This is a genomic window from Pseudoxanthomonas sp. 134C1, from assembly GCF_057773065.1.
The window spans coordinates 27,759-53,265 of sequence record NZ_JBYMTH010000001.1 but is presented as its reverse complement, the minus strand read 5'-3'; the positions used below and the strand labels follow the sequence as shown (position 1 = coordinate 53,265).

Annotated in this window: 18 protein-coding genes; 5 read left to right on the top strand and 13 right to left on the bottom strand. The window is 67.3% G+C overall.

Going from position 1 to position 25,507, the window contains the following annotated elements; translation table 11 throughout:
* Positions 1-42 precede the first annotated feature (42 nt).
* Together AC3DEZ_RS00215 and AC3DEZ_RS00210 are read right to left on the bottom strand one after the other, a co-directional pair.
* Complete coding sequence (locus tag AC3DEZ_RS00215) at positions 43-2,106, bottom strand: S9 family peptidase (protein WP_488386403.1); 2,064 nt, start codon at positions 2,104-2,106, stop codon at positions 43-45.
* A 152-nt stretch (positions 2,107-2,258) separates the two neighbouring features.
* Positions 2,259-3,170, bottom strand: coding sequence for a sigma-70 family RNA polymerase sigma factor (locus tag AC3DEZ_RS00210; protein WP_488386402.1), 912 nt, complete (start codon positions 3,168-3,170; stop codon positions 2,259-2,261).
* A 161-nt stretch (positions 3,171-3,331) separates the two neighbouring features.
* Here AC3DEZ_RS00210 and AC3DEZ_RS00205 point away from each other — a divergent pair, with 161 nt between their 5' ends.
* Complete coding sequence (locus tag AC3DEZ_RS00205; RefSeq protein WP_488386401.1) at positions 3,332-3,790, top strand: carboxymuconolactone decarboxylase family protein; 459 nt, start codon at positions 3,332-3,334, stop codon at positions 3,788-3,790.
* An 84-nt stretch (positions 3,791-3,874) separates the two neighbouring features.
* On the opposite strand, the gene AC3DEZ_RS00200 is transcribed toward AC3DEZ_RS00205, so the two are convergent.
* From AC3DEZ_RS00200 to ubiK, 6 genes are all read right to left on the bottom strand, one after another.
* Entirely contained in the window at positions 3,875-4,633 is a 759-nt protein-coding gene (locus AC3DEZ_RS00200) for a phytochelatin synthase family protein (protein WP_488386400.1), read from the bottom strand.
* Positions 4,634-4,762: 129 nt separating this feature from the next.
* A complete protein-coding gene (locus AC3DEZ_RS00195) occupies positions 4,763-6,040 on the bottom strand; it encodes a ComEC/Rec2 family competence protein (protein ID WP_488386399.1) in 1,278 nt (425 codons plus the stop codon).
* Between the two features lies 1 nt (position 6,041).
* Positions 6,042-7,649: an alkaline phosphatase D family protein gene (locus AC3DEZ_RS00190; protein WP_488386398.1), complete on the bottom strand. Its 1,608-nt coding sequence runs from the start codon at positions 7,647-7,649 to the stop codon at positions 6,042-6,044.
* Positions 7,650-7,719: 70 nt separating this feature from the next.
* Positions 7,720-11,088: a TonB-dependent receptor domain-containing protein gene (locus AC3DEZ_RS00185; protein WP_488386397.1), complete on the bottom strand. Its 3,369-nt coding sequence runs from the start codon at positions 11,086-11,088 to the stop codon at positions 7,720-7,722.
* A 187-nt stretch (positions 11,089-11,275) separates the two neighbouring features.
* Positions 11,276-12,778, bottom strand: coding sequence for a YifB family Mg chelatase-like AAA ATPase (locus AC3DEZ_RS00180; RefSeq protein WP_488386396.1), 1,503 nt, complete (start codon positions 12,776-12,778; stop codon positions 11,276-11,278).
* A 10-nt stretch (positions 12,779-12,788) separates the two neighbouring features.
* Entirely contained in the window at positions 12,789-13,058 is a 270-nt protein-coding gene (gene ubiK / locus AC3DEZ_RS00175) for a ubiquinone biosynthesis accessory factor UbiK (protein WP_447103820.1), read from the bottom strand.
* A 172-nt stretch (positions 13,059-13,230) separates the two neighbouring features.
* On the opposite strand from ubiK, the gene AC3DEZ_RS00170 reads away from it, so the two are divergent.
* Together AC3DEZ_RS00170 and AC3DEZ_RS00165 are read left to right on the top strand one after the other, a co-directional pair.
* A complete protein-coding gene (locus AC3DEZ_RS00170) occupies positions 13,231-13,569 on the top strand; it encodes a P-II family nitrogen regulator (RefSeq protein ID WP_447103819.1) in 339 nt (112 codons plus the stop codon).
* A 206-nt stretch (positions 13,570-13,775) separates the two neighbouring features.
* The gene (locus AC3DEZ_RS00165) at positions 13,776-14,768 is read left to right on the top strand and encodes a hypothetical protein (RefSeq protein WP_488386395.1); all 993 of its coding nucleotides are present in this window, start codon (positions 13,776-13,778) and stop codon (positions 14,766-14,768) included.
* Between the two features lie 226 nt (positions 14,769-14,994).
* Here the strand turns inward: AC3DEZ_RS00165 and AC3DEZ_RS00160 are convergent, their stop codons facing one another.
* From AC3DEZ_RS00160 to speE, 5 genes are all read right to left on the bottom strand, one after another.
* Entirely contained in the window at positions 14,995-17,043 is a 2,049-nt protein-coding gene (locus AC3DEZ_RS00160; protein ID WP_488386394.1) for a S9 family peptidase, read from the bottom strand.
* 20 nt (positions 17,044-17,063) lie between these two features.
* The gene (locus tag AC3DEZ_RS00155) at positions 17,064-18,884 is read right to left on the bottom strand and encodes a hypothetical protein (protein WP_488386393.1); all 1,821 of its coding nucleotides are present in this window, start codon (positions 18,882-18,884) and stop codon (positions 17,064-17,066) included.
* A gap of 22 nt (positions 18,885-18,906) precedes the next feature.
* Positions 18,907-19,821 carry an ABC transporter ATP-binding protein gene (locus tag AC3DEZ_RS00150; RefSeq protein WP_488386392.1) on the bottom strand — a complete coding sequence of 305 codons (915 nt, stop codon included), beginning with the start codon at positions 19,819-19,821 and terminating at the stop codon, positions 18,907-18,909.
* A 36-nt stretch (positions 19,822-19,857) separates the two neighbouring features.
* The gene (locus AC3DEZ_RS00145) at positions 19,858-20,268 is read right to left on the bottom strand and encodes a GntR family transcriptional regulator (protein ID WP_488386391.1); all 411 of its coding nucleotides are present in this window, start codon (positions 20,266-20,268) and stop codon (positions 19,858-19,860) included.
* Positions 20,269-20,748: 480 nt separating this feature from the next.
* Complete coding sequence (gene speE, locus AC3DEZ_RS00140; RefSeq protein ID WP_488386390.1) at positions 20,749-21,597, bottom strand: polyamine aminopropyltransferase; 849 nt, start codon at positions 21,595-21,597, stop codon at positions 20,749-20,751.
* 101 nt (positions 21,598-21,698) lie between these two features.
* Here speE and AC3DEZ_RS00135 point away from each other — a divergent pair, with 101 nt between their 5' ends.
* Positions 21,699-23,543: a M48 family metallopeptidase gene (locus AC3DEZ_RS00135; RefSeq protein WP_488386389.1), complete on the top strand. Its 1,845-nt coding sequence runs from the start codon at positions 21,699-21,701 to the stop codon at positions 23,541-23,543.
* A gap of 61 nt (positions 23,544-23,604) precedes the next feature.
* A complete protein-coding gene (gene speA, locus AC3DEZ_RS00130; protein ID WP_488386388.1) occupies positions 23,605-25,497 on the top strand; it encodes an arginine decarboxylase in 1,893 nt (630 codons plus the stop codon).
* Positions 25,498-25,507 lie beyond the last annotated feature (10 nt).

The following is a 25,507-nucleotide window of genomic DNA, read 5'->3' as shown; positions in this document are numbered from 1 at the left end:
CACCCGACCAGCGGTCGGAGCGGGGCATGCGCGAATTTCGCTTTATTTCTTTACCGCCTGCTGGTGCGACTTCAGCGCATCGGTCAGGCCCGGAACGCCATCGGTGCCGGCGGGCACGCTGATGCTGGAGCCGGTGAAATCCTGGCCGATGGGTTCGGCGCGTCCGCCCAGGCACTGGGCCAGGAAGCCTTCGGTCACCGCATTGAACGCCTTGCTGTTCTCGGGACGGTGAAAGCCGTGGCCCTCATCCGGGAACAGCACGTAGGTGACCGGAATTTTCTTGGCCTGCATCGCCTTGACGATCTGGTCGCTTTCGGCCTGTTTCACCCGTGGGTCGTTGGCGCCCTGGCCGATCAGCAGCGGCTTCTTGATCTGGTCGGCACGGGTCAGCGGCGAGCGTTCGGTCAGCCACTTGCGGCCTTCCTCGGTGCGCGGGTCGCCCATGCGCCTGGCGAGCTGTTCGAAGAAGCTGGCCCAGTAGGGCGGCACCGTGCTCAGCAGGGTGTTGAGGTTGGACGGGCCGACGATGTCGACGCCGCAGGCGAACGTGTCGGGAGTGAAGGTCAGGCCGGCGAGGGTGGCGTAGCCGCCATAGCTGCCACCCATGATCGCCACCTTGTCGTCGGTGGTCACACCCTGCTTGACCGCCCATTGCACGCCATCGATCAGATCGTCGTGCATCTTGGCGGCCCACTCGCCGTTGCCGGCGTTGGTGAATTCCTTGCCGAAGCCGGTGGAGCCGCGGAAATTGACCGACAGGACCGCGTAGCCACGGTTGGCCAGCCACTGATTGGTGTTGCTGTAACCGTAGGCGTTGCGCGACCACGGACCGCCATGCACCAGCAGCACCATCGGTACCGGCGTGTCGGCCTTGCCATCGTTGTTGGCGTCGGCGCCCCGGGGCAGGGTCAGGTAGCTGACCAGGGTCTTGCCGTCACGGGATGGGATTTCCACCGGCCACTGCGCCACCAGCGGCTTGCCATCGAGCTTCGGCTGCACCGAGAACAGCTTGGTCAGCTTGCCTGCGTCGCGGTCGTAGCGGTAAAAGACCGCCGGTGTCTGCGGAGCGGCGTAGACCACGATCCAGGTCTTGTCGTCGTGGGTGCGCGCGGCCACGCTTGTGTCGCCGGGACCGATGCCGCGCAGGCGCTCCAGATCCTTGGCGATGGACGGATCCACCACCTTCCATTCCTCGCGCAGGTAGTCCGAGGCGACCGCCTGCACCCGTCCGGTGACCGGATGGCTCAGCGAATCGCCGACGTCCGCGCGCACGTCCTCGAACACCAGTTCGCGCTTGCCGCTGGCCACGTCGATGGCGTACAGCGCGGCGGTGTTGCGGTTGCGCGAATCGGTGAAGTACAGGGTCTTGCCGTCGCTGGTCAGGCCACCCGGGCCGGTGGTCAGCGAATCCTCGAACGGCACGTCGTCGAACTTGCTCCAGCCACCCTTGCCGTCGGCGGCGAGCACATCCTGGCCGCCATCGGGTCGCGCGCGGGTGGCGAAGCGCGGTGTGTAGTCGGCGTCGGCGATGTAACCGGCGATCTGTGCGTCGTTCTTCTGCACCAGTTCGCGCTTGCCGCTGGCCAGGTCGACCTTGTACAGGTCGTGCCACTGCGGGTCGCGGTCATTCATGCCGACCAGAATCGTATCCGGATGGCGATCGCTGACCCCCGCGACCTGCGCGCGGGTCTTCGGGAACGGCGACAGGTCCCTGGACCCGCCGGACTTCAGATCCACCGCGTACAGGTGGAAATCCTCGTCACCACCGGTGTCGCGCAGATAGAGCAGGGTGTCGGTCCGGTACGACCAGAAATACTGGCGGATGCCGCGCGCCTTGTCGGAGGTCACCGCGCGTGCCTGTGACGGATTGTCCGCCGGCGCCACCCATACGTTCGCCACGCCGTCGACCGGCGCGACCCAGCTCAGGTAGCGGCCATCAGGACTGATCTGCACGTTGCTGCGCTCAGGATTGCCGAACAGGATCTCGCGCGGGATGAGTTCGATGTCGGTCGCGGGCGCGGCGGCACCGGCGGCCTGTTGGGTGAACGCGGGGGACGAGGCGAGCGCGGCGGACAGCGCCGTCGCGATCAGGGTGGTGCGAAGCATGGCGATCCTCCTGGATGGGCCGGGTCAGCTTGCGGATGCGGCAGGTGCCGTCGCGCCGCAGTAGACCACACGTGCCCGCCTCGAGGCGCAGTGCCGTAGGTACTGCCGACCGAAGGGATGCCTTGTCGGGCCCGGAGGGTCGCAGCCAGGTATCAGGGGAGGGGACCGATCTCGGTCACTTTGGCCGACGCGACTCGCGACGGTTCGGCCACCACGTCGATGGCGACGATATGGCCCTCGCGCACGGCGATCCGGAACAGCGCGCGCGGAACGCCATCCGGCGCCCAGATCGCGGCGGGCAGACCGTCGACCAGCGCCGACTGCGCCGCCTGGGCGCGGCCCAGGAAGGCGCTGACCACCGCATCGATGCCGTGCCGTTCCCGTGCCAGCGCCGGTGCGCCTTCGCCCTGCTTGTCCCGGCTGCCCTCGATCGCGGCCACGTCGGCGCGCATCACCACCTCGGGCGCGAGCAGCGACAGCAGGCCCTGCAGGTTGCCGGTGCGCGAGGCGAGCAGGAAGGCATCGACCACCTGGCGCGCACGCTCGCGGTCGGCCAGGGCCTCGGCGCCCGCACCCTGCACCCGGCGGCGCGCGCGGCTGGCCAGCTGCCGGGTCGCGTCCGGGCTGCGATCCAGCATGCGGGCGATCTCGTCGAACGGCACCGCGAACATGTCGTGCAGCACGAACGCCACGCGTTCCGCCGGCGCCAGCGTGTCCAGCACCACCAGCAGCGCCGGACCGACCGAATCGGCCAGCAGCACGTCGTGCTCGGGACCGGTGCTGGCATCGGCGATCGGCAATGCCGTTTCCGGCACGCCTTCCATCGATTCCTCGGCGCGCACCTTGCGCGAGCGCAGCAGATCCAGCGCCAGCCGCGTCACCACCGTGGTCAGCCAGCCGGCCAGGTTGCCGACTTCGTTCGCGTCGGTCCGATTCAGGCGCAGCCACGCCTCCTGCACCACGTCCTCCGCTTCGGCATGCGAACCCAGCATGCGGAACGCGACGGCTTCCAGCCGGGACCGGTTGGACTGGAACTGTTCGGCGAGTCGATGCGAATCATTCATGGGAAAGATCCTGGGGGAAAGCCTGTTGACGCGCCAGCACGTCCGGATGTGACGGCGGCGATGGATCGCGGCGTCCTGCGGTGATGTCGGCGGCATCCGTCACACGGGCCGGCGCCAGCCCGTCATCCCGATGTCCGTCCCACAAACCCCGGAGCCATCCCATGCAAGCCCGTATGCCCAATCCCGCCATCATCCACAACGATGCCATGAAGGCCCTGTTCGCTCTCCACAAATCCACCCAGGGCAAGGGAATTTCCGACCATCTGCTGCACCTGATCGATCTGCGGGTCAGCCAGATCAACGGATGCAGCTTCTGCGTGGACATGCACGCCCGCGAATGCCGGCAGGCCGGTGAAAGCGACGAGCGCCTGTTCGCGGTGGCCGTCTGGCGCGAAGCGCCCTGGTTCACCGACGCAGAACGCGCCGCGCTGGAGCTGGCCGAAACGGTGACCCGCATCGCCGATCGCGGCGATGCGGTCAGCGACGAAGTCTGGGCGCGCGCCTGCGCGCACTACGACGAAGCCGCGCTGGCCTCGCTGCTGATCGCCATCGCCAACATCAACGTGTGGAACCGGCTCAATGTCGCGACCCGCCAGCCGGCGGGACAACGCGTGGGCTGACCGGTACACGTCACCGCACCCTCCGCGTCATGTGGTCTGGCGGGCACGCGTCGCATCGCGGAGGTCCGCCGCGCCGGGCGAGGGTCATGGCGGAGCCGTCGAAGCGACGGCTCCGGTATCTACCCCACGCACCACGATGAACCCGCGCGTGGTGGCGGTCCGCGCGTTCAGCGGCGCGCGCATCGCCTGCCAGACCTGGTCCAGATCCGCCCATACGGGCGGATACTTGTGTGCCGCGACATCGAGAATGAGCAGTCGGTCGCTGGGCGCGTGATAGGCGGCGAGCGGCGAGATGTGGCCCATGCGGGCCTGGCCGAGATGCGCGCGCTGGTAGTTCACCAGCAGGTAGTCGCCTTCCTGGCCCAGGTTGGCGCGTGCCAGCCGCCGGAACGAGGCCACATCCGTCGTCGACGCGGGAAACACCTCCACCTGCGCGCCATGCGCGCGCAGCAGGCCGGTCAGTCCGTTCAACGACATGCCGCGGAAGCTCGCTTTCAACGGACTCAATCCCGCGTTCGGTGGTGCGAACACCGCGCGCGGATCCCGGGGCGCGTCGGCGACGCCGGCCGCATTGAGTACGGTGATGGCACTGGCCACGCCGCAATACGCCTTGCGTGTCTGCGGGACGAAACTGCCGGTCAGCTCGTCGTAGTCGGCGCGATGGCCGCTTTCGGCCAGCAGGCGCCGGCCCAATGGCGAATCCAATGGAATCAGATCGTCCGGCAGCGCCAGGACCCGTGGCCTCGGTGCGCTCAGATATTCGTTCCACACCGCGCGCGTGCCGCCCGCCATCACGATCAGGACGACGACGGCAACATACCCGACCAGCCCCGCCCGCTTCATGACGACCTCGGCTGTGGCGAAAGCGCGCCGCCGCCGCATCCACGGCGGGCGGCCCGACGACTACAGCGCGGTGCGGATGAAATGCCGGTGAAACGGACGAGGCCTCGGCGCGGGATTCGCCCGCACGGGTCAATTCGACGTGTAGGGGCCGAAAACCGCCTTGACCGCCATGGATTCGTCCTGGTCATCCAGCACGAACACGCGATAGCTGGCGCCACCGGGTGCCACCCGGATGACCACATGGCCCTGCGTGCTCTTCGCGGTCTTCTGTATGTCGTACGTGGTCGCCGCGGTGGCCGGGGAGACATGGGTGACGAAGATGTCGCGCTCGCCTGGCCAGACCCGTGTGGAGGTCATGCGTTTCCAGGTGTTGATGGCCGGATGGCCGTCGGCGCGCGAAGTGACGACGATGACGCGTGGCCTCAGGTTGCCGAGCAGTCCCACGCTGTTGGCATCCCAACTGCCGTGGTGATTGGCTTTCATGGCATCCACCGGACCCGTCACCTGCGCCACCGGTGTTTCCACGTTGCGCCAGGCTGGTGGATCGAAGGTGGTCTCGGCGTCGTGGTTCGACAGATCGCCGCCATTGAAGTAGTCGAACCTGCCGTAGCGTACCCGGAACACGATGCTCAGCGAGTTCTCACCCGGATAGTCGGCGACCTTGAGTTCTTCCATCGGTGGAAACAGGCCCCGGGTTTGCCGATCCTTGCCCGTCCATACCGTGCCGTTGGCGTAAACGTTGCGGATCTCGAAGCCGGGATAGCGCCGCGCGTCGTGCAACAGCGTGATCTGGTCATTGCGGCCGGGCTGGAAACGCTCGACCGCCAGACCGTTGTGCGCGATCTGCCAGTCCAGGAACCTGCGGTAGTTGTCCATCGTCATGTTGGTGACCGGCGCCGGATAGTCATAGGTGGGCCAGCCGCGATCGATGATCTTCGCCACGCGCAGGTGCTCGGCCACCTCGGTGATTCCGCTCAGCCGGTAGGCACCATGCGGGGCGAGCGACGAGTCGGCCACGATCGCGCCCATGTGGTCGCCATGGAAGTGAGACGGAATGAAGTAATCGATTCGGCGTCGTGCCTGTTCCGGCAGGGCCGCGCTGGACAACACACGCTGCACATAGCGCGCGACCCAGGTGCCGGGGGGACGCGTCGAATCCGGTCGGGTCGGAAACGAGAACGGCGGCTTTTCCACCGTCTTGCCGCTGGCATCGGAAAGCAGGCTGGTGCCATCGGGTAGCACGAACAGCACGGCATCTCCGCGGCCGGTGTTGATGTGGTGGATATCCAGTTCGCCCTTCGACCAGGGCGGCAGCGGCTTGCCCGCGCCGGCCCCACCCGTGGCGGCCAGTGCGCCGAGGGCACCGGCCAGCAGAACCAGGCACGCAAGTGTTGGCGTGATCTTCATGTCAGGCGCTGTGCAGTTCGGGCTTGTCGGGGGCGACCACGAAGCGGGCCCGCGTGGCGAGGTGGCCGCCCCTGCGCTGCACCTGGTCCATCACCTTCACGTCGGCGCGCCATTCCTTCGCGCCTATCTCGTGCAGGTGATAGCCGCGCAGGTTGTCGCACAGCTTCAGATAGGGGTTGCGCTCGTTCAGGAAGCGTGTCGCGTTCGGCGAATCCACCCCGCCATCGCCATTGGAGGAGATGGAGGTGGCCAGGAACTCGGTCGCCACCGCGGGACCATCGGGCTCGTCGTCGCGCAACGGCACTTCGCCGATGGCGTTCATGTGCGCGTCGCCGGTGGCGATCACCACGTTGGTCAGCTTCCTGCCGGCGATGGCGGCGGCCAGGCGCTGGCGCGAGCCGGGATAGCCATCCCATTTGTCGGGGAAGCGCGATTGCTCCTTGCCGGCGGCGTCGCGCGAGACCAGCGGCATCACGAACACCTGCTGCGCGATCAGGTTCCAGCGTGCGTCGTTGCGAAGACCGTCGTCGAGCCAGAGCTCCTGCGCGGTGCCGAGGATGCTCGAGTCCCGGCCTGGCTCATGCCTGCACTTGGGTGATTCGGGATCCAGGCAGATCTGGTTGGCGCGGTGGCTGCGGGTATCCAGCACGTGCATGCGCAGCAGCCTGCCGAAATCGAGCCGGCGGAAGTAGCGGGTGCCGCCGTCGACGCGGGGAAGCTGTGCACGCCGCACCGGCAGGTTCTCGTACCACGCCTGCATGGCCACGAACTTGCGCAGGGCGAACACTTCCGGCGGCTTCCAGTCCTGATCCCACTCGCCGCCCCAGTCGTTGTCGGTCTCGTGATCGTCGAACGACATGATGAAGGCTGCGGCGGCGTGCGCGGCCTGCAGGTCCGGATCGCTCTTGTACTGCGCGTAGCGGCGGCGATAGTCGCCAAGGGAATAGATCTCGTCGCCGAAGTGATCGCGCTCTGCAACCAACCGGCCGGTGGCGTCGTAGGTGGGATACTTGTCCTTGTTGCGGCCCGCCGGACCTTCGTAGATGTAGTCGCCGTAGTGGAATACGGCATCCAGATCGGGCTCACGGCTCAGATGACGGTAGGCGTCGAACCATCCCTGGTAATAGGCCTGGCAGCCGGCGACGGCGATGCGCACGCGGTCGGGCATGCTGGTGGGTGCCGGCGCGGTGCGTACCACGCCGACCGGACTGGCTTCCGCGCCTTCGACGTGGAAGCGATACCAGAACGTGCGCGCGGGCTTCAGCCCCTCCAGTTCGACATGCACGCTGTGGCCGAGCTCAGGAAAGGCCAGTTGCTCGCCGCTGCGCACGGCGCGCGTGAACTTGTCGTCCTCGGCCACTTCCCAGCGCACCGGCACGGCTGCCATCGGCATTCCGCCGTTCTCGGCCAGCGGCTCGGGTGCCAGCCGCGTCCAGATGACGAAACCGTCCGGCAGGGGATCACCGGAGGCCACGCCGAGGGTGAAGGGATAGGCGCCCAGCCTGGGCGCGGCCAGCACCCGGGTGAACGGGGAAATGCCGGCGAACAGCGCCAGCGAACCGGCGCCGAGCAGGAATCTGCGGCGATCGAACAGCACGGGTTTTCCCATCTGGAAGTTTCCTCGGAAAGCGCAAAGAAAGGGCTGGCCGGCGAGGGCGCTCGACCGGCGGATGTCGTGGTCAGAAGCGGATGCGGATGCCGAGCGAGGCCCGGCGCCCGCTGGTGATGTAGATCTGGCTGTGATGGCCGCCCGCGCCCAAGCCGACGGGACCATTGGAGTACACGGTCCCGCGGTTCTGGTTGAACAGGTTGTTCGCGGTGAAATAGGCTTCCACGCCGAACCAGTTGTCCGGGGTCTTCCTGACGAAGGTGTAGCTGCCGGACATGTTGACTTCGAGGTAGTCGTCGAACGGCTGTTCCTGCGTCAGCGAGTAGGCGCCGTTGCCGTTGTTGACGCTGATCGAGCCGGTTGGCCCTCGATCCTTTTCGTCGCTCCACACGGTGTTGAGGTTCAGGCGCACCGGACCGTACTTCCAGGCCAGGCCGAGACCGGCCACCTGCTGTGCCACGCGCGACATCACCACCGAAGGATTGGTGTGGGTGTAGGAACCGCGGATGGTGAGGCCGCTCAGCGCGCCCGGCAGGTAGTCCATGGCATGGTTGAACTCGAATTCGTAGCCGTTGACACTGATGTCGTCCTGCAGGTTGGCGCGGGTGGCGACCATGTCGACCGGCTCGTCGCCGTCGTAGCCGAACTCTTCCGGCGTCATGCTGACGTCGCTGATCAGGTTCTTGATCCGGTTGTGGAACAGGCCGAACGCCACCAAGCCTACCGGCTCGAAGTACTTCACCGCGCGGATGGACAGGTTGTCCGAGTATTCCGGTTCCAGGTTGGCGTTCGGCGCGACCAGCACGTTGCCGTCCTCGCTGCCGTAGGTCACCGACCAGACGCCCGCCAGGTCGCCGACCTCGGGACGGAGGATGGTCTTGCTGTAGCCTGCCTGGATATCGAAGCTGTCGGAGAAGCTGTACTTGATCGAAGCGCTGGGGAAGAAATCGCGGTAGCTGCCTTCGACTTCCTTGCGCGGGCGCGTCAGGTACTGGTACTTCAGGCCATCGACGGTGGTGGCGCGGCCGGTGCTGGCGGATACCGCGTAGCCGGCGGCGGCGACTTCTTCGGAGCTTAGCGGATCGAAGTCGTGGCTGGTGGTCTTGGTCTGTTCCCAGCGCACGCCGGCCTGGACCTTCAGCTTGTCGGTGAATTCGGCCGTGCCCATGAGGTACATCGAATTGATGTCCTCATCCATCTGGTTGACGTTGGCGATATTGGCGTTGTACCACTGCGCGGCGGTTTCGCTGTGCACCCACTGTTCCGGGTTGGCCTGCATCATCCGGTAGATCTTGGCCAGGCTGTACACGTACAGATCGCCGCCGCCCAGGGTCCGGACCGTCATGCCGGATTCACCGCTGTGCCAGTCGTTCTCGCTCTGCACGGCACGCAGGAATTCGGTGTTGGTCAGCAGACCGTTGTAGGTCCAGATGTTGGCGTCGGACACGTTGCCGAATTCATAGCCGGCGCGGGTGGCCTTGGCGCCCGTCTTCCAGGTGACGGGCACCTCGCCGATGTCCTGGTAGAACTCGAAGTTCAGCGTGCCGCCGCGATAGTCCAACTCGGCGGTGCTGCCACTGGTGGTGCGGATGGAAGGGCGGGTCGAGGCGCCGAGCGCGCCGCTGTACGATCCTAGGCTGTAGGCGTCCGGGCTGGACCAGTCGATACCGTCGATCTGCTGGATCTGCCAGTCCTGGTGCATCCAATCGCTTCGCGAGGCGCTGTAGTTTCCGCGCGCGGTGACCGCATTGAGCACATCGGACACCTGTCCTTTCCGGCCCGAGGCGTACCGGCTGTCCGACCGGGCCGAGAACAGGCTGCCGTCCAGTTTGAAATTTTCGGTGCTCCAGACGAAGCTCGGCACGAAGTTGCGCGAGTAGCCGATCTTGTAGGTATAGGTGTTGTTCAAATCCAGCGTGTTGGTGGTGGCCGGATAGCGGGTGGTCCAGGCCAGCGACGGATCGCCCTCGTGCGGGTTGGCGGCCGTGGCGCGCGCGTTGCTGAAGGTCGGGCTGATGTTGTTCGGGTCGATGTCGCCGCGGCTGACGTTGGCCGCCAGCGACAGGATCAACTGGTCCGTGGCCCTGAAATCTACGGCCAGTTGGGCCACGCGGCGGTTGTATTCGCGGTCGTAGCCGGAGGCGCCGATGGAGGTCACCGCATAGGGATACGGACTGGTCGCCGTGGACACGTAGTTGCGCCCTGAGGTGATCTGGGTCTGCTCCACGAGGTTCGTCACGCTGCTGATGCCGGCGGCGATGCCGAGCCGATTTTCGAAGAACACGTCCGAATAGGTGATGGTGCTGGCGGGCAGGAACTTGGTGTCGTATCCGCCTTCCATCCAGCCGGTGTTCTTGCCGTCCCACAGCCCGGCGTGGGTGGTGCCGCCCAGTGAAATGGTGATGTTGCGGCCCTTGCGGTCGAACGCCCGCTTGGTGCGGATGTCGATGGTTCCCGCCGGCGCATTGGCATCCATGTCGGCGCTGGTGGTCTTGTAGATGTTGATCGAGTCCACGCCGGCCAGCGCCGACTGCTCGAAGCTGAAAGTGCGCGAGCTGGATGAATTCGCGTCGATGCCCGGCAGGCTGATGCCGTTGAGCGTCACGCCGGTGTACTTGGCCGGCAGGCCGCGCAGGGAGATGTTTCGCGGTGCGTCGTCGGCCACGACATCGAAGTCCACGCCCGGCATGTACTTCAGGAACTCGCCCGGATTGCCGTCGCCGATTTCACCAAAACTGTCGGCGGACAGGGTGTTGGTGATGTTCATCGAGGCGCGCTGTTCCATGATCGCGCGCGCGTCGCCTTCACGCGCGCCCACTGCCTGCACGGTGTCCAGGGTGGCGGCCCCGTCGCTGGCGGTGGCGGTGCTGTACAGCTCGAAGAGCGGCTCGCTGGCCTCGCCAGAGCGCACTTCCACTTCCTGCTGCACCGCGCCGAAACCCGTGTATTCCACGGTCACGCGCTGGACGCCGGCTGGCACGTCGGCGATCCGGAACTCGCCCCGGTCGCCGGAAGTGGCCACCTGGCGGCCATCGATCTTCACGCGCGCGTTGCGCAGGTATTCGCCGGTCGCCGGATCGAACACGCGACCGCTGATGGAACCGTTGCCGGTCGCTTGCCGGGGAGGTACGGGAGGCTTCGCGCGAAGGATGATGACGTTGCCGTCGTCCGACTGGATTTCCAGGTTCGTACCCGACAGCAATCGGCGCAGGGCCTCCCGCACGTCCATGTCGCCGCTGATGGCCTGGGTCTGGACGTCTTTCAGGGCATCGGCCGGGGCCATGATCTGCAACTGCGCCTGGCGCGCCAGTTCGGGAATGGCACTTACCGCCGGCTGTGCAGGGACGTCGAATCGGCGTATCTGCGCTTGCGCGTGCGAAGCGGTGGCCAGCGCGGCGAGCACCGCACCGGTGAGCAGGAACTTCTTGTAGCGGACCATGGGATTCTGTTCTCGATGCGCCGCGCGGGAGTACGGCAACTAAGAACTAGTGAGGCGCGGAGCGTGCGCTTCCGCCACCGGTAAGAAAAATTTAATGTGCGTGCTTGGGTGCGATGGGTGTCGATTCCCGTTCTTGGGAGCCGGATACCTGGGGCGCGGCACGGCCCATTCCAGCCAGGCGGTGGATCTACGGTCCGCCCCGATCGATCCGCCGATATCCCAACGCCTCGGTCAGATGGGAGGTATCGATGCCGCCGGCGCCCGCCAGATCGGCGATCGTCCGCGCGACCCGCAGGATGCGCTGCATGGATCGGGCGGACAGCCTGAGCCGGTCGATGGCGTGTTCCAGCAGCGCCTGGTCGGAATCGCCGAGCCGGCACAGCGAGAGTGTTTCCGCCTGGCCCAGCTGCGCGTTGAGCCGACCGGCGCGGTCCAACTGGATCGCGCGCGCTCGCTCGACCCGTTGGCGTACCTCCGTACTGGACTCGCCCGCGGGCGAGTCCGGGCGCAGCTCGCGCGGCGGCAGGCGCGGCACTTCCACATGTAGATCGATGCGGTCCAGCAACGGACCGGAAATACGGCTGCGATAGCGCTGGATGACATCGCCCGAGCAGCGGCAGCGCCCGCTGCTGTCGCCGGCCCAGCCGCAGGGGCAGGGGTTCATCGCCGCCACCAGTTGGAACCGCGCTGGAAACTCCGCGCTGCGCGCCGCACGCGAAATGGACACGGTGCCGGACTCCAGGGGTTCGCGCAGGACTTCCAGCGCGCGCCGATCCCACTCGGGCAATTCGTCCAGGAACAGCACGCCATTGTGCGCGAGCGAGATTTCGCCCGGACGCGGTTCCGCTCCGCCGCCCACCAGCGCCACCGCGCTGGCGGTGTGGTGCGGGCTGCGGAACGGGCGCTGCCGCCAGCGCGCGGGATCCAGTCCGCGCCCGCTGATCGATGCGATGGCGGCGGTTTCCAGTGCTTCGGCTTCGCTCGCTTCCGGCAGTAGACCCGGCAGGCGCGAGGCCAGCAGGGTCTTGCCGCAGCCGGGTGAACCGACCAGCAGCAGATGGTGGTTGCCGGCTGCCGCCACTTCCAGCGCGCGACGCGCCTGCACTTGTCCCCGCACATCGACCAGATCGGGAATGAACGCGGCATCGGCAACCGGCGTCTCGGCGATCGGCAATTCGCGTTGGCCGCCCAGCGCGGCGCAGACCTCCAGCAGGGTGCGCGCGGTGCGCGCGTGGCCCTCGCGGGCCAGCGCCGCTTCCGCGCCATTGGCCGGGGCGACGATCAGGCTCCGCTTTGCCCGCGCCGCGGCCAACGCGGCCGGCAGCACGCCATCGACGCCACGCAGTTCGCCGGTCAGCCCGAGCTCGCCGAGGAACTCGTATCCGGCCAGCGCGTCGCGTGGAATCTGTCCGCTCGCGGCCAGGATGCCGAGCGCGATCGGCAGATCGAAACGGCCACCGTCCTTGGGCAGATCGGCCGGCGCCAGGTTGACGGTGATGCGGCGGGCCGGGAACTCGAACTGCGAGCAGAGGATGGCCGCGCGCACGCGATCCCGGGCCTCGCGCACCGCCGCTTCGGGCAGACCGACGATGTGGGTCTGCGGGAGACCGCCGGACAGGTGCACCTCCACCCGGACCGGAGGCGCGGCCACGCCCGCCCGTGCACGGCTGTGCACCAGCGCCAGGCTCATGGCGGCGGGATCAGGACTGGGCGGCGGGCGTGGAGGCGGGCGGCGCCGCTTCCAGTGCCTGGACGGTGCGTTCCAGGGCTTCGAGCTTCTCGCGCGTGCGCAGCAGCACCGCGCGCTGGACTTCATATTCCTCGCGGGTCACCAGGTCCAGCCGGGACAGGCCGCTCTGCAGCGCGCCCTTGAAGGCCTGCTGCAGTTCCTCGCGGGATTCGCGCAGTCCCGGGGGCACCAGATCGCTGAGGCGGCGGGCGAGGTCGTCGAGATGGTTGAGATCGATCATGGGGGTCTCCGGCAGTGAAGCCGAGCATGGCATCCGGGTGGGATCCCGGCCATCGGGGTTCACCGCTTCGCGCCATCGGAAAATTCCGCCGGCGCAGGCCGTCATTGAACCCGACCCCCGCGTCGCCCGCAACCGCGATATGCTGCCGCCAGCATTTCCGGAGACACTCCCGATGAAGATGATCATGGCCATCATCAAGCCGTTCAAGCTGGATGACGTGCGCGAAACACTCGCCGAATCCGGCATCGCCGGCATCACCGTCACCGAGGTCAAGGGCTTCGGCCGGCAGAAGGGCCACACCGAGCTGTATCGCGGCGCCGAGTACGTCGTCGACTTCCTGCCCAAGGTGAAGCTGGAAGTGGCGGTGACCGACGAACAGGTCGAATCGGTGGTCGAGGCGATCGTCAAGGCCGCAGGCACCGGCAAGATCGGCGACGGCAAGGTGTTCGTCTACGACCTGGAGCGGGTGGTGCGGATCCGCACCGGCGAACTGGATGCGGATGCGCTCTAGAACCGGATAGGGAAGCGTTGTCGGGGGACAGCGGAATGTCGACGAAAAACGGATGGGGGTTCGCGCTCGCCCTGCTGTCGGGTGCCATGCTGTCGGGCGGCTGCGACCTGTCTTCAGCCGGATTGGCCCAGGCGGAGGAAACACCAGTTCCTTCGGATCGGGCGGCAGCGCCCGAAGCCACGGCCCCGACGACCCGAGGGGTGGACATGACGGAGACGATGGCGTCGCCGCCGGGCACTTCGGCCGCTTCCGGGTCCATCGCTACCCCGGCGCCCGTCGCGGATGCCTCCGGCACGATTCCGTTTTCCTTCGAGGCGCCGGCGCAGCCCCCGGAAACTCCACCCTCGGAATGCGTCCTGCCGATGCTCGCCACCGGCAAGCCGGCGAAAGTGTTCGCCGCAGGCGCTTACGGCGGCCGCGATCTCGGCTTCCAGATCGATCAGAGCGGCAACGAAGCCGGTCGCATCGATGTGGCCGTGAACCATCCCGGCGCCCCGGTGATCCTGATGCTCGGCAGCTACGATCCGACCATCTGGCACGTGGGTTGGTCACGCGGCACCCGCATCGCCGCCGTGCTGATCGGCGGCTATCACCGCCAGGTGGTGACCGGCTTGCCCAAGGATGTGCCGGTGCTGATCAGCACGTACGACAACAAGGGACCCTGCGGCTACTTCTATGTCAGCGCCGAACGGGCGCAGACGCTCAATCCGATCGCGCGCCGTGCCTTCGGGCGCCCGGTGGACATGGTGTATCTGGCGCAACAGGGGCGCGTGCTGGTCGGTGACGCGCTGGGGGATGCCGGCGGGCTCATCACCGACGCCGGGGCGCGGCCCGATGAAAGTTTCCGCATCGCCGACGCGCAGTTGGCCGGCGAGGCGGGATTGGCCTATGCCGAGTCGCGGGGCTGGGTGCGCAAGGCCAGCCAGGCCGACGCCAATGCGTGGTTGGCCGCGCGCAGCGCGCAACCGAAGGCGGATGTCCCGCCGATCGCCGGCGGGCGGCCCGCGGGGCATATCAGTCTGCACAACGGCTACGTGGTCCTGAAGGCATTCACCCTGCCGGAAGGCCTGTACGGGGCGCATTCCGGGACCTTCTTCGTGCCCAAGGGAGTGCCACGCCCGCAGGGCACGCTGGGTCATTCAACGCTCTACGACTTCAATACGCTGACCTGTACCGGCGCGGGCTGCGAGCGGGATTGAGCCGGAAAACCCGACGGCTCGCGTCGACGATCTGATCGTTCAGGGACCTTCGACACGAAGGGCGGCATCGACGTACGCGAGGGCGAACGGGTCGTCGACGCGCAGCCGGAACCGGAGAAGTTGTTGCCGGCGGCAGTTTTAGATTGCCGATCCAGTGTTGGAAACGAAAAGGGCGCCGGTCGATCCGGCGCCCTTGCTGTTTGCGGGGGACCGCGCCTGCGTCGCGCTAGCGCTTCGGCAGGAATTCGACGTCCTTGCCCGCCACGCGCAGCGACGGCTTCAGGTAGTCGCGCAACTTCGGGCTCGGTGCGTCCGGCTTGGCGCCGCCGAGATAACGGTGCAACATGGTTTCCATCAGGTAGACGTAGGCTTCGCGCGGCAACGGTTCGCTCGGCGAATGCCCGCCATCGGCCTCGACGTACAGGCTCACGTCCTTGTCCAGCCGGCGCAGCACGGCGGCATAGCTGATCACTTCGCGGATCGGCACGGTGCGGTCTTCGCCACCGGCCAGCAGCAGCAAGGGGCGGCGCAACTTGCCGGCGTTGGCCAGGGGCGACTGCTCGCGCAGGTGGGCATAACTCGCCGGGTCGTCGACATCGATCCCGAGCAGGCGCATCGATGCCGCCAGCGAACGGTCCGGGCGCGCGCCCTGGTTGCCGGACTCGTGCAGCCAGCGCATCGACCAGCCGAAGTCCGCCGGCGGCGCTCCGGCAACGCCGACCTTGAACAGGTCGGGCTGGAAGGTCACACCGAGCAGGGTCGAATAACCGCCGAACGAATGGCCGGTGATGCCGACCCGTTGCGGATCGCCGACGCCATGCGCCAGCAGCCAGCGCGTGCCTTCGACGATGTCCTGCTGCACGCGCCCATTGCCGTAGTCGCCATGCGGCGCCAGCGCATAGTCGCGTCCGTGTCCGGTGGAACCGCGGAAGTTGGACTCGAACACCGCGTAGCCGCGATTGGCCAGCAGTTGGGCGATGCCTTCGTAATCGTCGGCATGGAAATGATTGATCGGGCCGCCGTGTACGAAGGCAACCAGCGGCACGCGCGCAGGATCTTTGCCCGGCGGAAGCAACAGGAACCCGCGCACCAACATGCCGTCGGAAGCGCGATAGGCGAACGGCAGCTTGCGCGCCAACGCGGCCTCCGGCAGCGGCAGCGCGGCCTCCGCGTCCTGTTCGAGGATGCGGCGGATGCGTCCGCTGCGTGGATCGTACAGATGCCACCTGGCGTCGCGCAGCGTGCTGGCGCGCTCGGACACCAGCCAATACGCATCGGGGCCATCGCCGATGCCGATTCCGATATCGCGGCCGGGGAAACGCTTGCCGATTGCCGCGACCTGCGCCTGCGCTGCGCCCAGTCCGTAGGTCGCCGCCACCGTGCTGCGGTAACTCACGACCGCCGGAAGTTGCGTGGCCGGGTCGAGCACCACCTGGTCGAGGTCGGCCTCGCCACGCGGATCCGCATGCACGGTATGCAGCACCCCATCACGATCCACCCGCAGCACGCGCCGGAAGTTGCCGCCGGTATCGCCGTCGAGGAACAGATCGCCCTGCGGCGTCGCGGCCAGCAGAGCGGCCTGCTCACGGATGACGTTCCAGCGCGCCAGCTCGCGCAGGTCCCCGGCGGCGTTGACGCGGTAGAGCGCATCGTGGTCACCGTCGAAGCGCAGCAACGCGACCAGCTGCCCGCGCGCATCGAGTGCGACGTCGTGGACGAAGCGATCGTCGTCGCGCAGCAGCGTGCGCCGCCCGTGCGCGTCCCGGCGCACCACCGGCCAGCGCTCGCCGGTGGGCGTGCGCACGCGTTCGCGCAGCACCACAGCCGCCGGTTGCGAGGGATCGACCCGGATCACGGCGCGCGGATTGTCGAGCGCGATACGCACACCGCTGCCGCCTTCGATCGACAGGCTCAGCAACGAGCGCCGCGCCTTGATGAACAGCCAGCGACCATCGCGCGACCACAGCAGCTCATCCGCTTCGGTGCGCGCCAGCAGTTGGCGCGCGACTCCGCCGGCAGTTGGCAGGAGCCACACGCTGCGCTGTTCGCCCCGCTGGCGCAGGTAGGCGACATGGCGACCATCGGGCGACAGCCGCACCGATTGCAGCACACGCGATGGCTCGAACGCAGCACGCGGATAGTGCGGCGCCGGTGCGCGTGCGCGCTCGACGCCAATCGCCGCGCGCAAGCCGCCGGCATCGTCGGCGCGGCTGGGCATCGCCGCCCACAACGACAGGGTGCAGGCCAGCGCCGCCAGGAGTTTCGGGAAGGTCATTTCGATGATCTCCGTTCCGCTCAGGCCGGGACCGGCAGCGCACTCGGCGCAGCCATCGGCAAGGTTTCGCGGCGCCGGTACATCAGCCACAGGCTGGCCAGCGCTGGCAGGCCGACCACGCCGCACAGCAGCACCCATGCCCAGCGACCGCGCGGCGAATGCTGCTGGCGCGCGCTCAGCCAGATCGCGCCCAGAAGCGCCAGCAGGCAGCACACCGCGGCCAGCACCAGAATGCGTTGCGACACCGGCTGCGGCTTCGCCGTCAGCGGATCGTCCGCCGCGAACAGGCCCTGTGCGCCCAGGCAGATCGCGCGCAGCACCGGCGACAGCCAGGTATTGCGGTCGGTGTAGGCCACCGGCAGGTCGTTGCGGATCGCCCGGCGCGCGACTTCACGCGCATGGCCCTTGCCGTCCACCTGCAACATCATCTGGTACGGGTGCTGCAGGTCGCCGCTCCACACGCCCCAGGTGTAGGTGAACGACACCAGGTAGCCATCCAGCAGTTCGATCATATCCATCCGGCTGAGGTTGCCGACCGGGCCCGGCATCGGCACGCGCATCAGCGGCTGCAGCAGGTCGAGTCCACTCATCGCCTCGCGGCCGGGATAGAAATAGGCGGCGCGGTTGCTCAGCACCACGATGTTGTCGCCTGCCGGTTCCGGCGGGACGGTCATCACCTCGCCCTGCGGCAGGCGGATGCGTTCGAACATCAGCTTCTGTTCGCTGTCGTATTGGTAGGCCGCATGCGCGTTGAACAGGTAGACCGCACCGATCGGCATGGTCGGCGCCGGAAACTCGGCCTGCGCCGCGCCCACACCGAGTTCGCCGCGCGCACGCTGGTCGCGCAGGCCACGGGTGACGAAACGCGCGCGGTCATGGCTGAACACCATCCACAAGTTGTTCTCGCCATCGCCCAGTTCCAGCGGCGACAGGTTGGTCAGGCTGTTGCGGACCGGCAGGTGGCGCATCGGATACTGCGTGTACACGTCGGACAGGGCGATCTGCTCGCGCCACAGCGCGGCCTCGGGATCGCGGCTGTTCTCGATGCCCAGCAGCAGCATGTCCTTGCCTTCGGCGCGGTCGGCCTCGACGTGTCCGCCCTTCGGCGGCTCCAGCGAACTGAGCGGATGGGTGCCGCTCACCGTCCAGAACAATTCGATGCCGAAACCCAGCATCCACATCAGGAAATACGCGCCCACCTGCACCGGCAATGCGACCGCCAGCACCGCCAGGGGATTGCGCGACTGCACGGCCGGGTCCGGCTTGAACGCGATTGCCAGCAGTACGGCGAGGAAGGCGATGGCGGCGCATTGCACGGCGAGCATGGCGACGCCGGAGGCCTGCGCATACATGAACAGGTTCGGCAGCAGGAAAGCGGCAAACGAATAGCGGCGGTTGCCGACCATCGCGTAGGCGCCGGCCAGGTAGCCCGTCACCGCGATCAGCCATGCGGCGATCGGCAGCATCCAGTGGCGCAGGTCGACCACGCGCGCGGTCATCGTTTCCTGGTACGTCGCGACCAGCGCGATCGGCAGGGCGACCGCGACCAGCAACAGCAGCGCGCCCGCGCCGGTCAATGCGCCGGCGATGCGCAGGGGGTGCAACGGGCGATGCAGCAGGTTCAACCATTGGTTTGGTTTGCGATACGCACCCATCTGGTACAGGCCCAGCGCAGCGCCGGCCACGGCGTACACCGCGGCGAAGACCTGGTAGACCACCAGCGGTTGCTGCGCCAGGTCGACCATGCGGCTCAGGAAACCCAGTACGGCGAGGTTGATGATGCCGGCAGCCAGCGCCCACCAGCGGAAGCGCAGCAACTCGCACTTGAACAGGTCGATCATGTTGGTGTCCTCGTTCGCGCGCTCAGGCCGCGGCCGGCGCGGCGTGGTTCTTGGCAAGGAAGGCGTTGACGGCACGGTCCAGGCTGACAGGCATCGACTGCACATTGCGCGCACCGCTGTCGCGCAGGAATTGTTCGAAGCCATCGTCCTGGTCGAGCACCAGGTAGTGATGCAGGCCGTCGAGTCGTTGCACTTCCAGCAGGCCCGGCACGCTGCGCGGCTCGGGACCCTTGAACGGCACGTCGGCGACCCAGTGGGTGACCCGCGCGCAGAAATCCTCCGGCGCCGACATGTTCTTCAGCTGGCCGCGTTCGAGGATGATCAGGTTGTCGGCGACGCGCTCGATCTCCTCCATCTGGTGCGAGCAGTAGATCACCGTGCATTCGTCGGTGGCGTTGCTGTACATCAGCGATTCGAGGAACGCACGCTTGGCGACGACGTCCAGGCCCAGCGTGGGTTCGTCCAGCACCAGCAGTTCCGGCCCCTGGGCCAGCGCCAGCGCCAGGTTGAAGCCGGCGCGTTCGCCGCGCGACAACTGGCTGATCTTCTGCTCGGGCAGCACGTTGTAGTGACCGATCACGCCATCGAAGGCGGACTGGTTCCAGCGCGGATACAGGTTGCGCTGCATCGTGCTGACCTGGGCCACGCGCATCCAGCCGGCCAGGGTGTGTTCCTCGTTGACGAAACCGATGCGACTGCGGTCGTCCGGGGTCAGTCGCTGGCTGTCGCGGCCGAGGATGCGCGCTTCGCCCGCGGTCGGCGGCATGAAGCCGAGCAGGATGCGGAACAGGGTGGACTTGCCCGCGCCGTTGGCGCCGACGATGGCGTGGATGCGCCCGCGCGGCACGGCCAGGTCCAGCTGGTCGAGCGCGAGCTTGCGGCCGTAGCGTTTGCTCAGCGCGCGGGTTTCGATGACGTAGTCGGAGGAAGCGTCCATCTGGGTCTCGTGGAAAGTAGGGTTCAGTCGTCGGGGTCAGGCGCGTTTGCGCGGAACAAGCAGCTGAAACTCGCGGGCGACCCGCGCCTGCACCTCGTCAGGCGGGAAACCCAGCGGGATCACGTCGTTGATGAAGCGGCCGACGGCGTCGTCCAGGCGGCGCTCGCGTTCGGCGTCGCTCAGGCGCTGGCGTGGTTCGGCCACGTACAGGCCCATGCCCTGGCGCGATTCCAGCCAGCCCTCGGTGGTCAGTTCGGCGTAGGCCTTGGCGACCGTGTTCGGGTTGATGGTCAGTTGCTGGGCCAGGCCGCGCACGCTGGGCAACTGGTCGCCGGGCTTCAGCTCGCTGGTGGCGATCTTCATCCGCACGGCATCGACGATCTGCTTGCCGATCGGGCGCGGATCGCCGGTGGCGATCTGGATCATCAGGGCTTGGGGTCGGGCCATGCGGGTGTCCTATCTGTACTATGTTTACTAGTACAGTACGAACAACCCGCATCCGTCAAGCCCCATCCCGACGAAAGGCGCCCGCGGTGCCGAAACCCGGATTCCGCCGCCGAATCCGCCAGCAGGACGGACAGCGTCAAGTCCGGGCGGAAGCGCCGCGCAGGCCCCCGTATGCTCAGGCGTCGGCGTCTTGCCTACGAGACAGCTTCGCCAATCCAATCAAGGGCTTGGCGATGGGATCCACTTCCGGACAACTGAACATGGCGGCCCGCCCGGGCCGCCCGCAGGACCTGCGCCGGATGCGCCTGTCCACGACCAAGCTGTCCGGTTTCAAATCCGTCGTCGAACCGCTCGCCGCGAACTTCGGGCGGCGGCGTAAGCACCTTCAGCCCGTCCAGGGGCGAACAGCGACGTTCAGGTCGGACACCAAAGAAAAAGCCCCGCATGAGCGGGGCTTTTTCTTTCACCGGGATGCGGGAATCACTCTCCCAGCGCCTTGGCCACGAACGGTGGCGCGACCAGCACGCCGGCATGCAGGTGCGCGCTGTAGTACAGCGTGTCGAAGCCCTTGTTGGCGGCCTCCTGCTGGCGGAAGTCGAAACCGCCGGACTTGCGCGCCATGGTCACGCTCCACCAGCCGGTCGGATAGCACGGCTGCGGGAACGGCAGGGTCCTGAAGGTGGTGAAGCCGGCCTTGCCCATCTCGCCGCGCATTTCCTTGATCAGGTCCAGCAGCGCCAGCGGGGATTCGGACTGCTGCACCAGGATGCCGTCGTCCTTGAGCGCGCGGAAGCAGCTTTCGTAGAAGGCCTTGTTGAACAGGCCTTCGGCCGGACCGACCGGATCGGTGGAGTCGACGATCACGATGTCCACGCTGCCGGCCGGGCAGTTGGCCATGTAGGCCACGCCGTCGTCGAACAGCAGTTCGGCGCGCGCGTCGCCGTTGGATTCGCACAGTTCGGGGAAATACTTCTCCGACATGCGGGTGACCTGCTCGTCGATGTCGCACTGGGTGGCGCTTTCAACACCCGGGTGCTTGAGCACCTCGCGCAGGGTGCCGCAATCGCCGCCGCCGATGATCACCACGCGCCTGGGCGCGGCGTGGGTGAACAGCGCCGGGTGGCTGATCATCTCGTGGTAGAAGAAATTGTCGCGCGTGGTCAGCATCACCGCGCCGTCGATGATCATCAACTTGCCCCAGTCGGTGGTGTCGTAGATCTCGATCTTCTGGAACGGCGACTGCACCTCGTCCAGCTTGCCGGTGATGCGATAGCCGATGGCCGAGCCGGTGGGCTGGAAGTGTTCGATGTACCAGTTGTCGTTCGTCATTGCGGCGGTTCGGGTGAACGGAGGGGAGGCGAATTGTACCGGAACGGGCGTGATGGGCTGGCGGGAATCCTTTAGCATCCGGACTCCGGGGAGGGATGTGGATGCGAAAGGAAGAGGCACGTCGCCAGTTGGCCGAGCGGCTGGAACGCGACTACGAAAAGGCGCCGGGGCGCTATCGCTGGAGACTGGGGCTGCTGGCCGGACTGGGCTATGCGGTGCTCGGCTTCGCGCTCGTCTTCACGCTGCTGCTGGCGATCGCGTTGATTGCCTACTGCCTTGTCCGACCCCCCGGGAACTGGAACATCGTCATTCCGATCCTGGTGCTGGCGATGACGGGCGCAGTATTGCTGAAAGCCGTCTGGATCCGGTTCGACGCACCGGCCGGCCATCTGCTGGCGCCCGACGAGGCGCCGGCGCTGCGCGAGGAAGTGGAACGCGTGTGCCGCGCGCTGGGCGCCGCGCCATTGAAGGGCATCATCATCGATGCGCAACTCAACGCCGCCGCGGCGCAGGTGCCCCACGGCCCCGGGTCCCTGCGGCAGCACCACTACCTGGTGCTGGGCCTGCCATTGCTGCACCTGCTGGACCGGCAGGAACTGGCCGCGATCATCGCCCATGAATTCGGTCATTTCCAGGATCGGCATGGGCGTTTCGCTGCCTGGATCTACGGTTTGCGGATGCGCTGGTACCGGGTTCTCGCCGGGTTGGGCGACCACGGATTCGCTTCCACCCTGCTGTTCCGGTGGTTCTTTCGCTGGTATGCGGTCTACTTCGATGTCCGCAGCTTCGTGCTGGCGCGCCGGCAGGAACACGCGGCCGACGAAGCGGCGATGGCGGCGGTGGGCGCGGCGGCCATGGCGCGCTCGCTGGCGAAGATCGGATTGGCCCACGATTGGCTGGAAAGCGAGTTCTGGCCGGACATCCAGCGCAGTGCCCAGGCGCAGGCCTATCCACCGGTGCAGGTGCATGCGCGGCTGGTGCAGGAGATCGAGGCGCATGCACGCGAGTGGCGAAGGATTCCGCGCTGGCTGCTGGTTCACGAGCCCGCCGTGGACGATACCCATCCCGGCCTGGCGCAGCGCCTTTCGGCACTGGGCATGGAGCCCGCCGACGTGCGCCTGGATGGCGACCAATCCGCGGCCCGGACACTGATGGATCCGCTCCTGCTGGATCGGCTCGAGCAGCGATTCAGCCGTGAGTGGCGGGCCGATGCCAAACCGGCCTGGGAACAGCGGTACCGTCAGGCCCAGGACGATCTGCAGCGCCTGCGGGCGCTGGAGGACATGCCACGGCGCTCGCCCGCCGAAGGACTGGAATACGCAGCGCTGGTGGAGGACCACCGCCCGGGATACGACGTCGCCGCGCACTACCGCGAAGGCCTGCAAAGCCTGCCTTCGCACGCCATGGCGCGGTACCGGCTGGGGGCATGGCTGCTGCGGCAGGGTGAGGATGAAGAAGGTCTGCAACACCTGCAGCGGGCCGTGTCGCTGAGCCCGGACCTGGGCGAGCCTGCACTGCGTGCGCTTCACGAACGCGTCCGGCGGCTTCCCGACGATGCCCCATTGCATGACGTGGCCGCGCGGCTCCGGGTGCAGTGGGGCCGGCAGGGAGACGCCGCCGGAAGCACGGCGATGGCCGAAGCGGTACTCCCGCATGGACTGGACGACACCCAGGTGCAGACGCTGCGGCGGATGTTGGCAGGTCATGACAAGGTCACCATGGCCTGGCTGGCGTCCCGCCCCGAGACGGGGCTGTCGACCGCCACCCACTACCTGGTCGTGGTGGACTGGGCGGGCTCGGTCGTCAGCGAAACCGCCGGGATCCCGCGTCTGGCCGCGCAATTGACGTTGCCCGGTCCGTTCACCGTGCTTTCCACCACCGGGCGCGACAGCCCGGGGCGCCAGCTCCGCCAACGCGCGGGAGAACCGATCTACCGGCGGCGGTAACCGGACCGACGCGGCGGGGGCGTTAGAATGCACGCCCTTTTGAATTGCCCGAGTTGCCGCGATGAGCGAGTGGTCCGCCGACCAGGCCCGCAAGACCTATTCCATCCCGCACTGGGCGGAAGGGTATTTCGACGTGGATACCGCCGGACGCGTGGTGGTCTCGCCCAAGGGTGACGGTGGACCGGTCATTCCGCTGCCGGACGTGGTCGACGCCGCCCGCGCCAACGGCGCCAAGCTGCCGCTGCTGGTGCGCTTCCCGGACATCCTGGGCGACCGCCTGGGCAAGCTGCAGGCCGCCTTCGCCCAGGCGCAGGCCGATTGGGACTACCGCGGCGGCTACACGGCGGTGTACCCGATCAAGGTCAACCAGCATCGTGGCGTGGCCGGCACGCTGGCCTCGCACGCCGGCGAAGGCTTCGGCCTGGAAGCCGGCAGCAAGCCGGAGCTGATGGCGGTGCTGGCGCTGTCGCGCCCCGGCGGACTCATCGTCTGCAATGGCTACAAGGACCGCGAATACATCCGCCTGGCCCTGATCGGGCGCAAGCTGGGCCTGCAGACCTTCATCGTGGTGGAGAAGCCCTCCGAGCTGCCGCTGGTCATCGAGGAAGCGCGCAAGCTGGGCGTCAAGCCGGGTCTGGGCGTGCGCATGCGCCTAGCCACCCTGGGTGCGGGCAAGTGGCAGAACAGCGGCGGCGACAAGGCCAAGTTCGGCCTGTCGCCGCGCCAGGTGCTGGATCTGTGGAAGTACCTGCGCGACGCGGGGCTGCAGGACTGCCTGGGTCTGTTGCATTTCCACATGGGATCGCAGATCTCCAACGTCCGCGACATCGCCAACGGCATGCGCGAGGCGACCCGCTACTTCGTCGAACTGTCCAAGCTCGGCGCGAGCATCACCCACGTCGACGTCGGCGGCGGCCTGGGCATCGACTACGAAGGTACCCGTTCGCGCAGCTACTGCTCGATCAACTACGGCCTGAACCAGTACGCCAGCAACATCGTGCAGCCGTTGGCCGATGCCTGCGAGCAGCATGGGCTGACGCCGCCGCGCATCGTCACCGAGTGCGGCCGCGCGATGACCGCGCACCACGCGGTACTGGTGGTCAACGTGGCCGAGGTGGAACAGGCGCCGGAAGGCCGCGTGCCGCCCGCGCATGACGACGAGCCGGCGGTGATCCGCCATCTGCGCGAGATCCACACCGAGCTGGACGAACGGCCGGCGGTGGAGCTGTTCCATGAAGCACAGCACCACCACAGCGAGGGCCTGTCCCTTTATGCACTGGGCCAGCTGGATCTGGTCCATCGCGCGCGCATCGACGATCTGTTCTACGCCATCGCGCACGCCGTGCGCGGACGCCTGAGCAGCGACGAGCGCAGCCACCGCGACCTGCTGGATGAACTCAATGAGCGGCTGGTGGACAAGTACTTCGTCAACTTCAGCGTGTTCGAGTCGATTCCGGACGTGTGGGCGATCGACCAGGTCTTCCCGATCCTGCCGATCGAGCGCCTGGACGAGGCGCCGGATCGCCGCGGCGTGATTGCCGACATGACCTGCGATTCGGATGGCATGGTCGAAACCTATGTCGAGAACGAGGGGCTGGATACCTCGCTGCCGCTGCATTCGCTCAGGTCCGGCGAAAGCTACCGGCTGGGCATCTTCCTGGTCGGCGCGTACCAGGAAATCCTCGGTGACATCCACAACCTGTTCGGCGACACCGACGCGGTGGAAGTCAGCGCCGATGCCGGCACCGGCTACCTGCTCACCCAGCAGCGCCGCGGCGACACCACCGACGTGATGCTGGACTATGTCGGCTATCGCCTGGACGACCTGCGCACCGCTTACCGCAACCGCGTCGCCGACGCGAAGTTGCCGACCGATGAAGCCGCCGCGATGGCGGCGGCGCTGGAAGCGGGTCTGACCGGCTACACCTACCTGTCGGACGAGCCGCTGGCGTAAGCCACGAATC

Bases quoted from the DNA above. Each gene is read 5' to 3' on its own strand.
- AC3DEZ_RS00190 (WP_488386398.1), bottom strand. From the start codon at position 7,649: ATGGGAAAACCCGTGCTGTTCGATCGCCGCAGATTCCTGCTCGGCGCC.
- AC3DEZ_RS00155 (WP_488386393.1), bottom strand. From the start codon at position 18,884: ATGATCGACCTGTTCAAGTGCGAGTTGCTGCGCTTCCGCTGGTGGGCG.
- AC3DEZ_RS00200 (WP_488386400.1), bottom strand. From the start codon at position 4,633: ATGAAGCGGGCGGGGCTGGTCGGGTATGTTGCCGTCGTCGTCCTGATC.
- speE (WP_488386390.1), bottom strand. From the start codon at position 21,597: ATGACGAACGACAACTGGTACATCGAACACTTCCAGCCCACCGGCTCG.
- AC3DEZ_RS00150 (WP_488386392.1), bottom strand. From the start codon at position 19,821: ATGGACGCTTCCTCCGACTACGTCATCGAAACCCGCGCGCTGAGCAAA.
- AC3DEZ_RS00185 (WP_488386397.1), bottom strand. From the start codon at position 11,088: ATGGTCCGCTACAAGAAGTTCCTGCTCACCGGTGCGGTGCTCGCCGCG.
- AC3DEZ_RS00210 (WP_488386402.1), bottom strand. From the start codon at position 3,170: ATGAATGATTCGCATCGACTCGCCGAACAGTTCCAGTCCAACCGGTCC.
- speA (WP_488386388.1), top strand. From the start codon at position 23,605: ATGAGCGAGTGGTCCGCCGACCAGGCCCGCAAGACCTATTCCATCCCG.
- AC3DEZ_RS00160 (WP_488386394.1), bottom strand. From the start codon at position 17,043: ATGACCTTCCCGAAACTCCTGGCGGCGCTGGCCTGCACCCTGTCGTTG.
- AC3DEZ_RS00135 (WP_488386389.1), top strand. From the start codon at position 21,699: ATGCGAAAGGAAGAGGCACGTCGCCAGTTGGCCGAGCGGCTGGAACGC.
- ubiK (WP_447103820.1), bottom strand. From the start codon at position 13,058: ATGATCGATCTCAACCATCTCGACGACCTCGCCCGCCGCCTCAGCGAT.
- AC3DEZ_RS00195 (WP_488386399.1), bottom strand. From the start codon at position 6,040: ATGAAGATCACGCCAACACTTGCGTGCCTGGTTCTGCTGGCCGGTGCC.
- AC3DEZ_RS00205 (WP_488386401.1), top strand. From the start codon at position 3,332: ATGCAAGCCCGTATGCCCAATCCCGCCATCATCCACAACGATGCCATG.
- AC3DEZ_RS00215 (WP_488386403.1), bottom strand. From the start codon at position 2,106: ATGCTTCGCACCACCCTGATCGCGACGGCGCTGTCCGCCGCGCTCGCC.
- AC3DEZ_RS00180 (WP_488386396.1), bottom strand. From the start codon at position 12,778: ATGAGCCTGGCGCTGGTGCACAGCCGTGCACGGGCGGGCGTGGCCGCG.
- AC3DEZ_RS00170 (WP_447103819.1), top strand. From the start codon at position 13,231: ATGAAGATGATCATGGCCATCATCAAGCCGTTCAAGCTGGATGACGTG.
- AC3DEZ_RS00145 (WP_488386391.1), bottom strand. From the start codon at position 20,268: ATGGCCCGACCCCAAGCCCTGATGATCCAGATCGCCACCGGCGATCCG.
- AC3DEZ_RS00165 (WP_488386395.1), top strand. From the start codon at position 13,776: ATGACGGAGACGATGGCGTCGCCGCCGGGCACTTCGGCCGCTTCCGGG.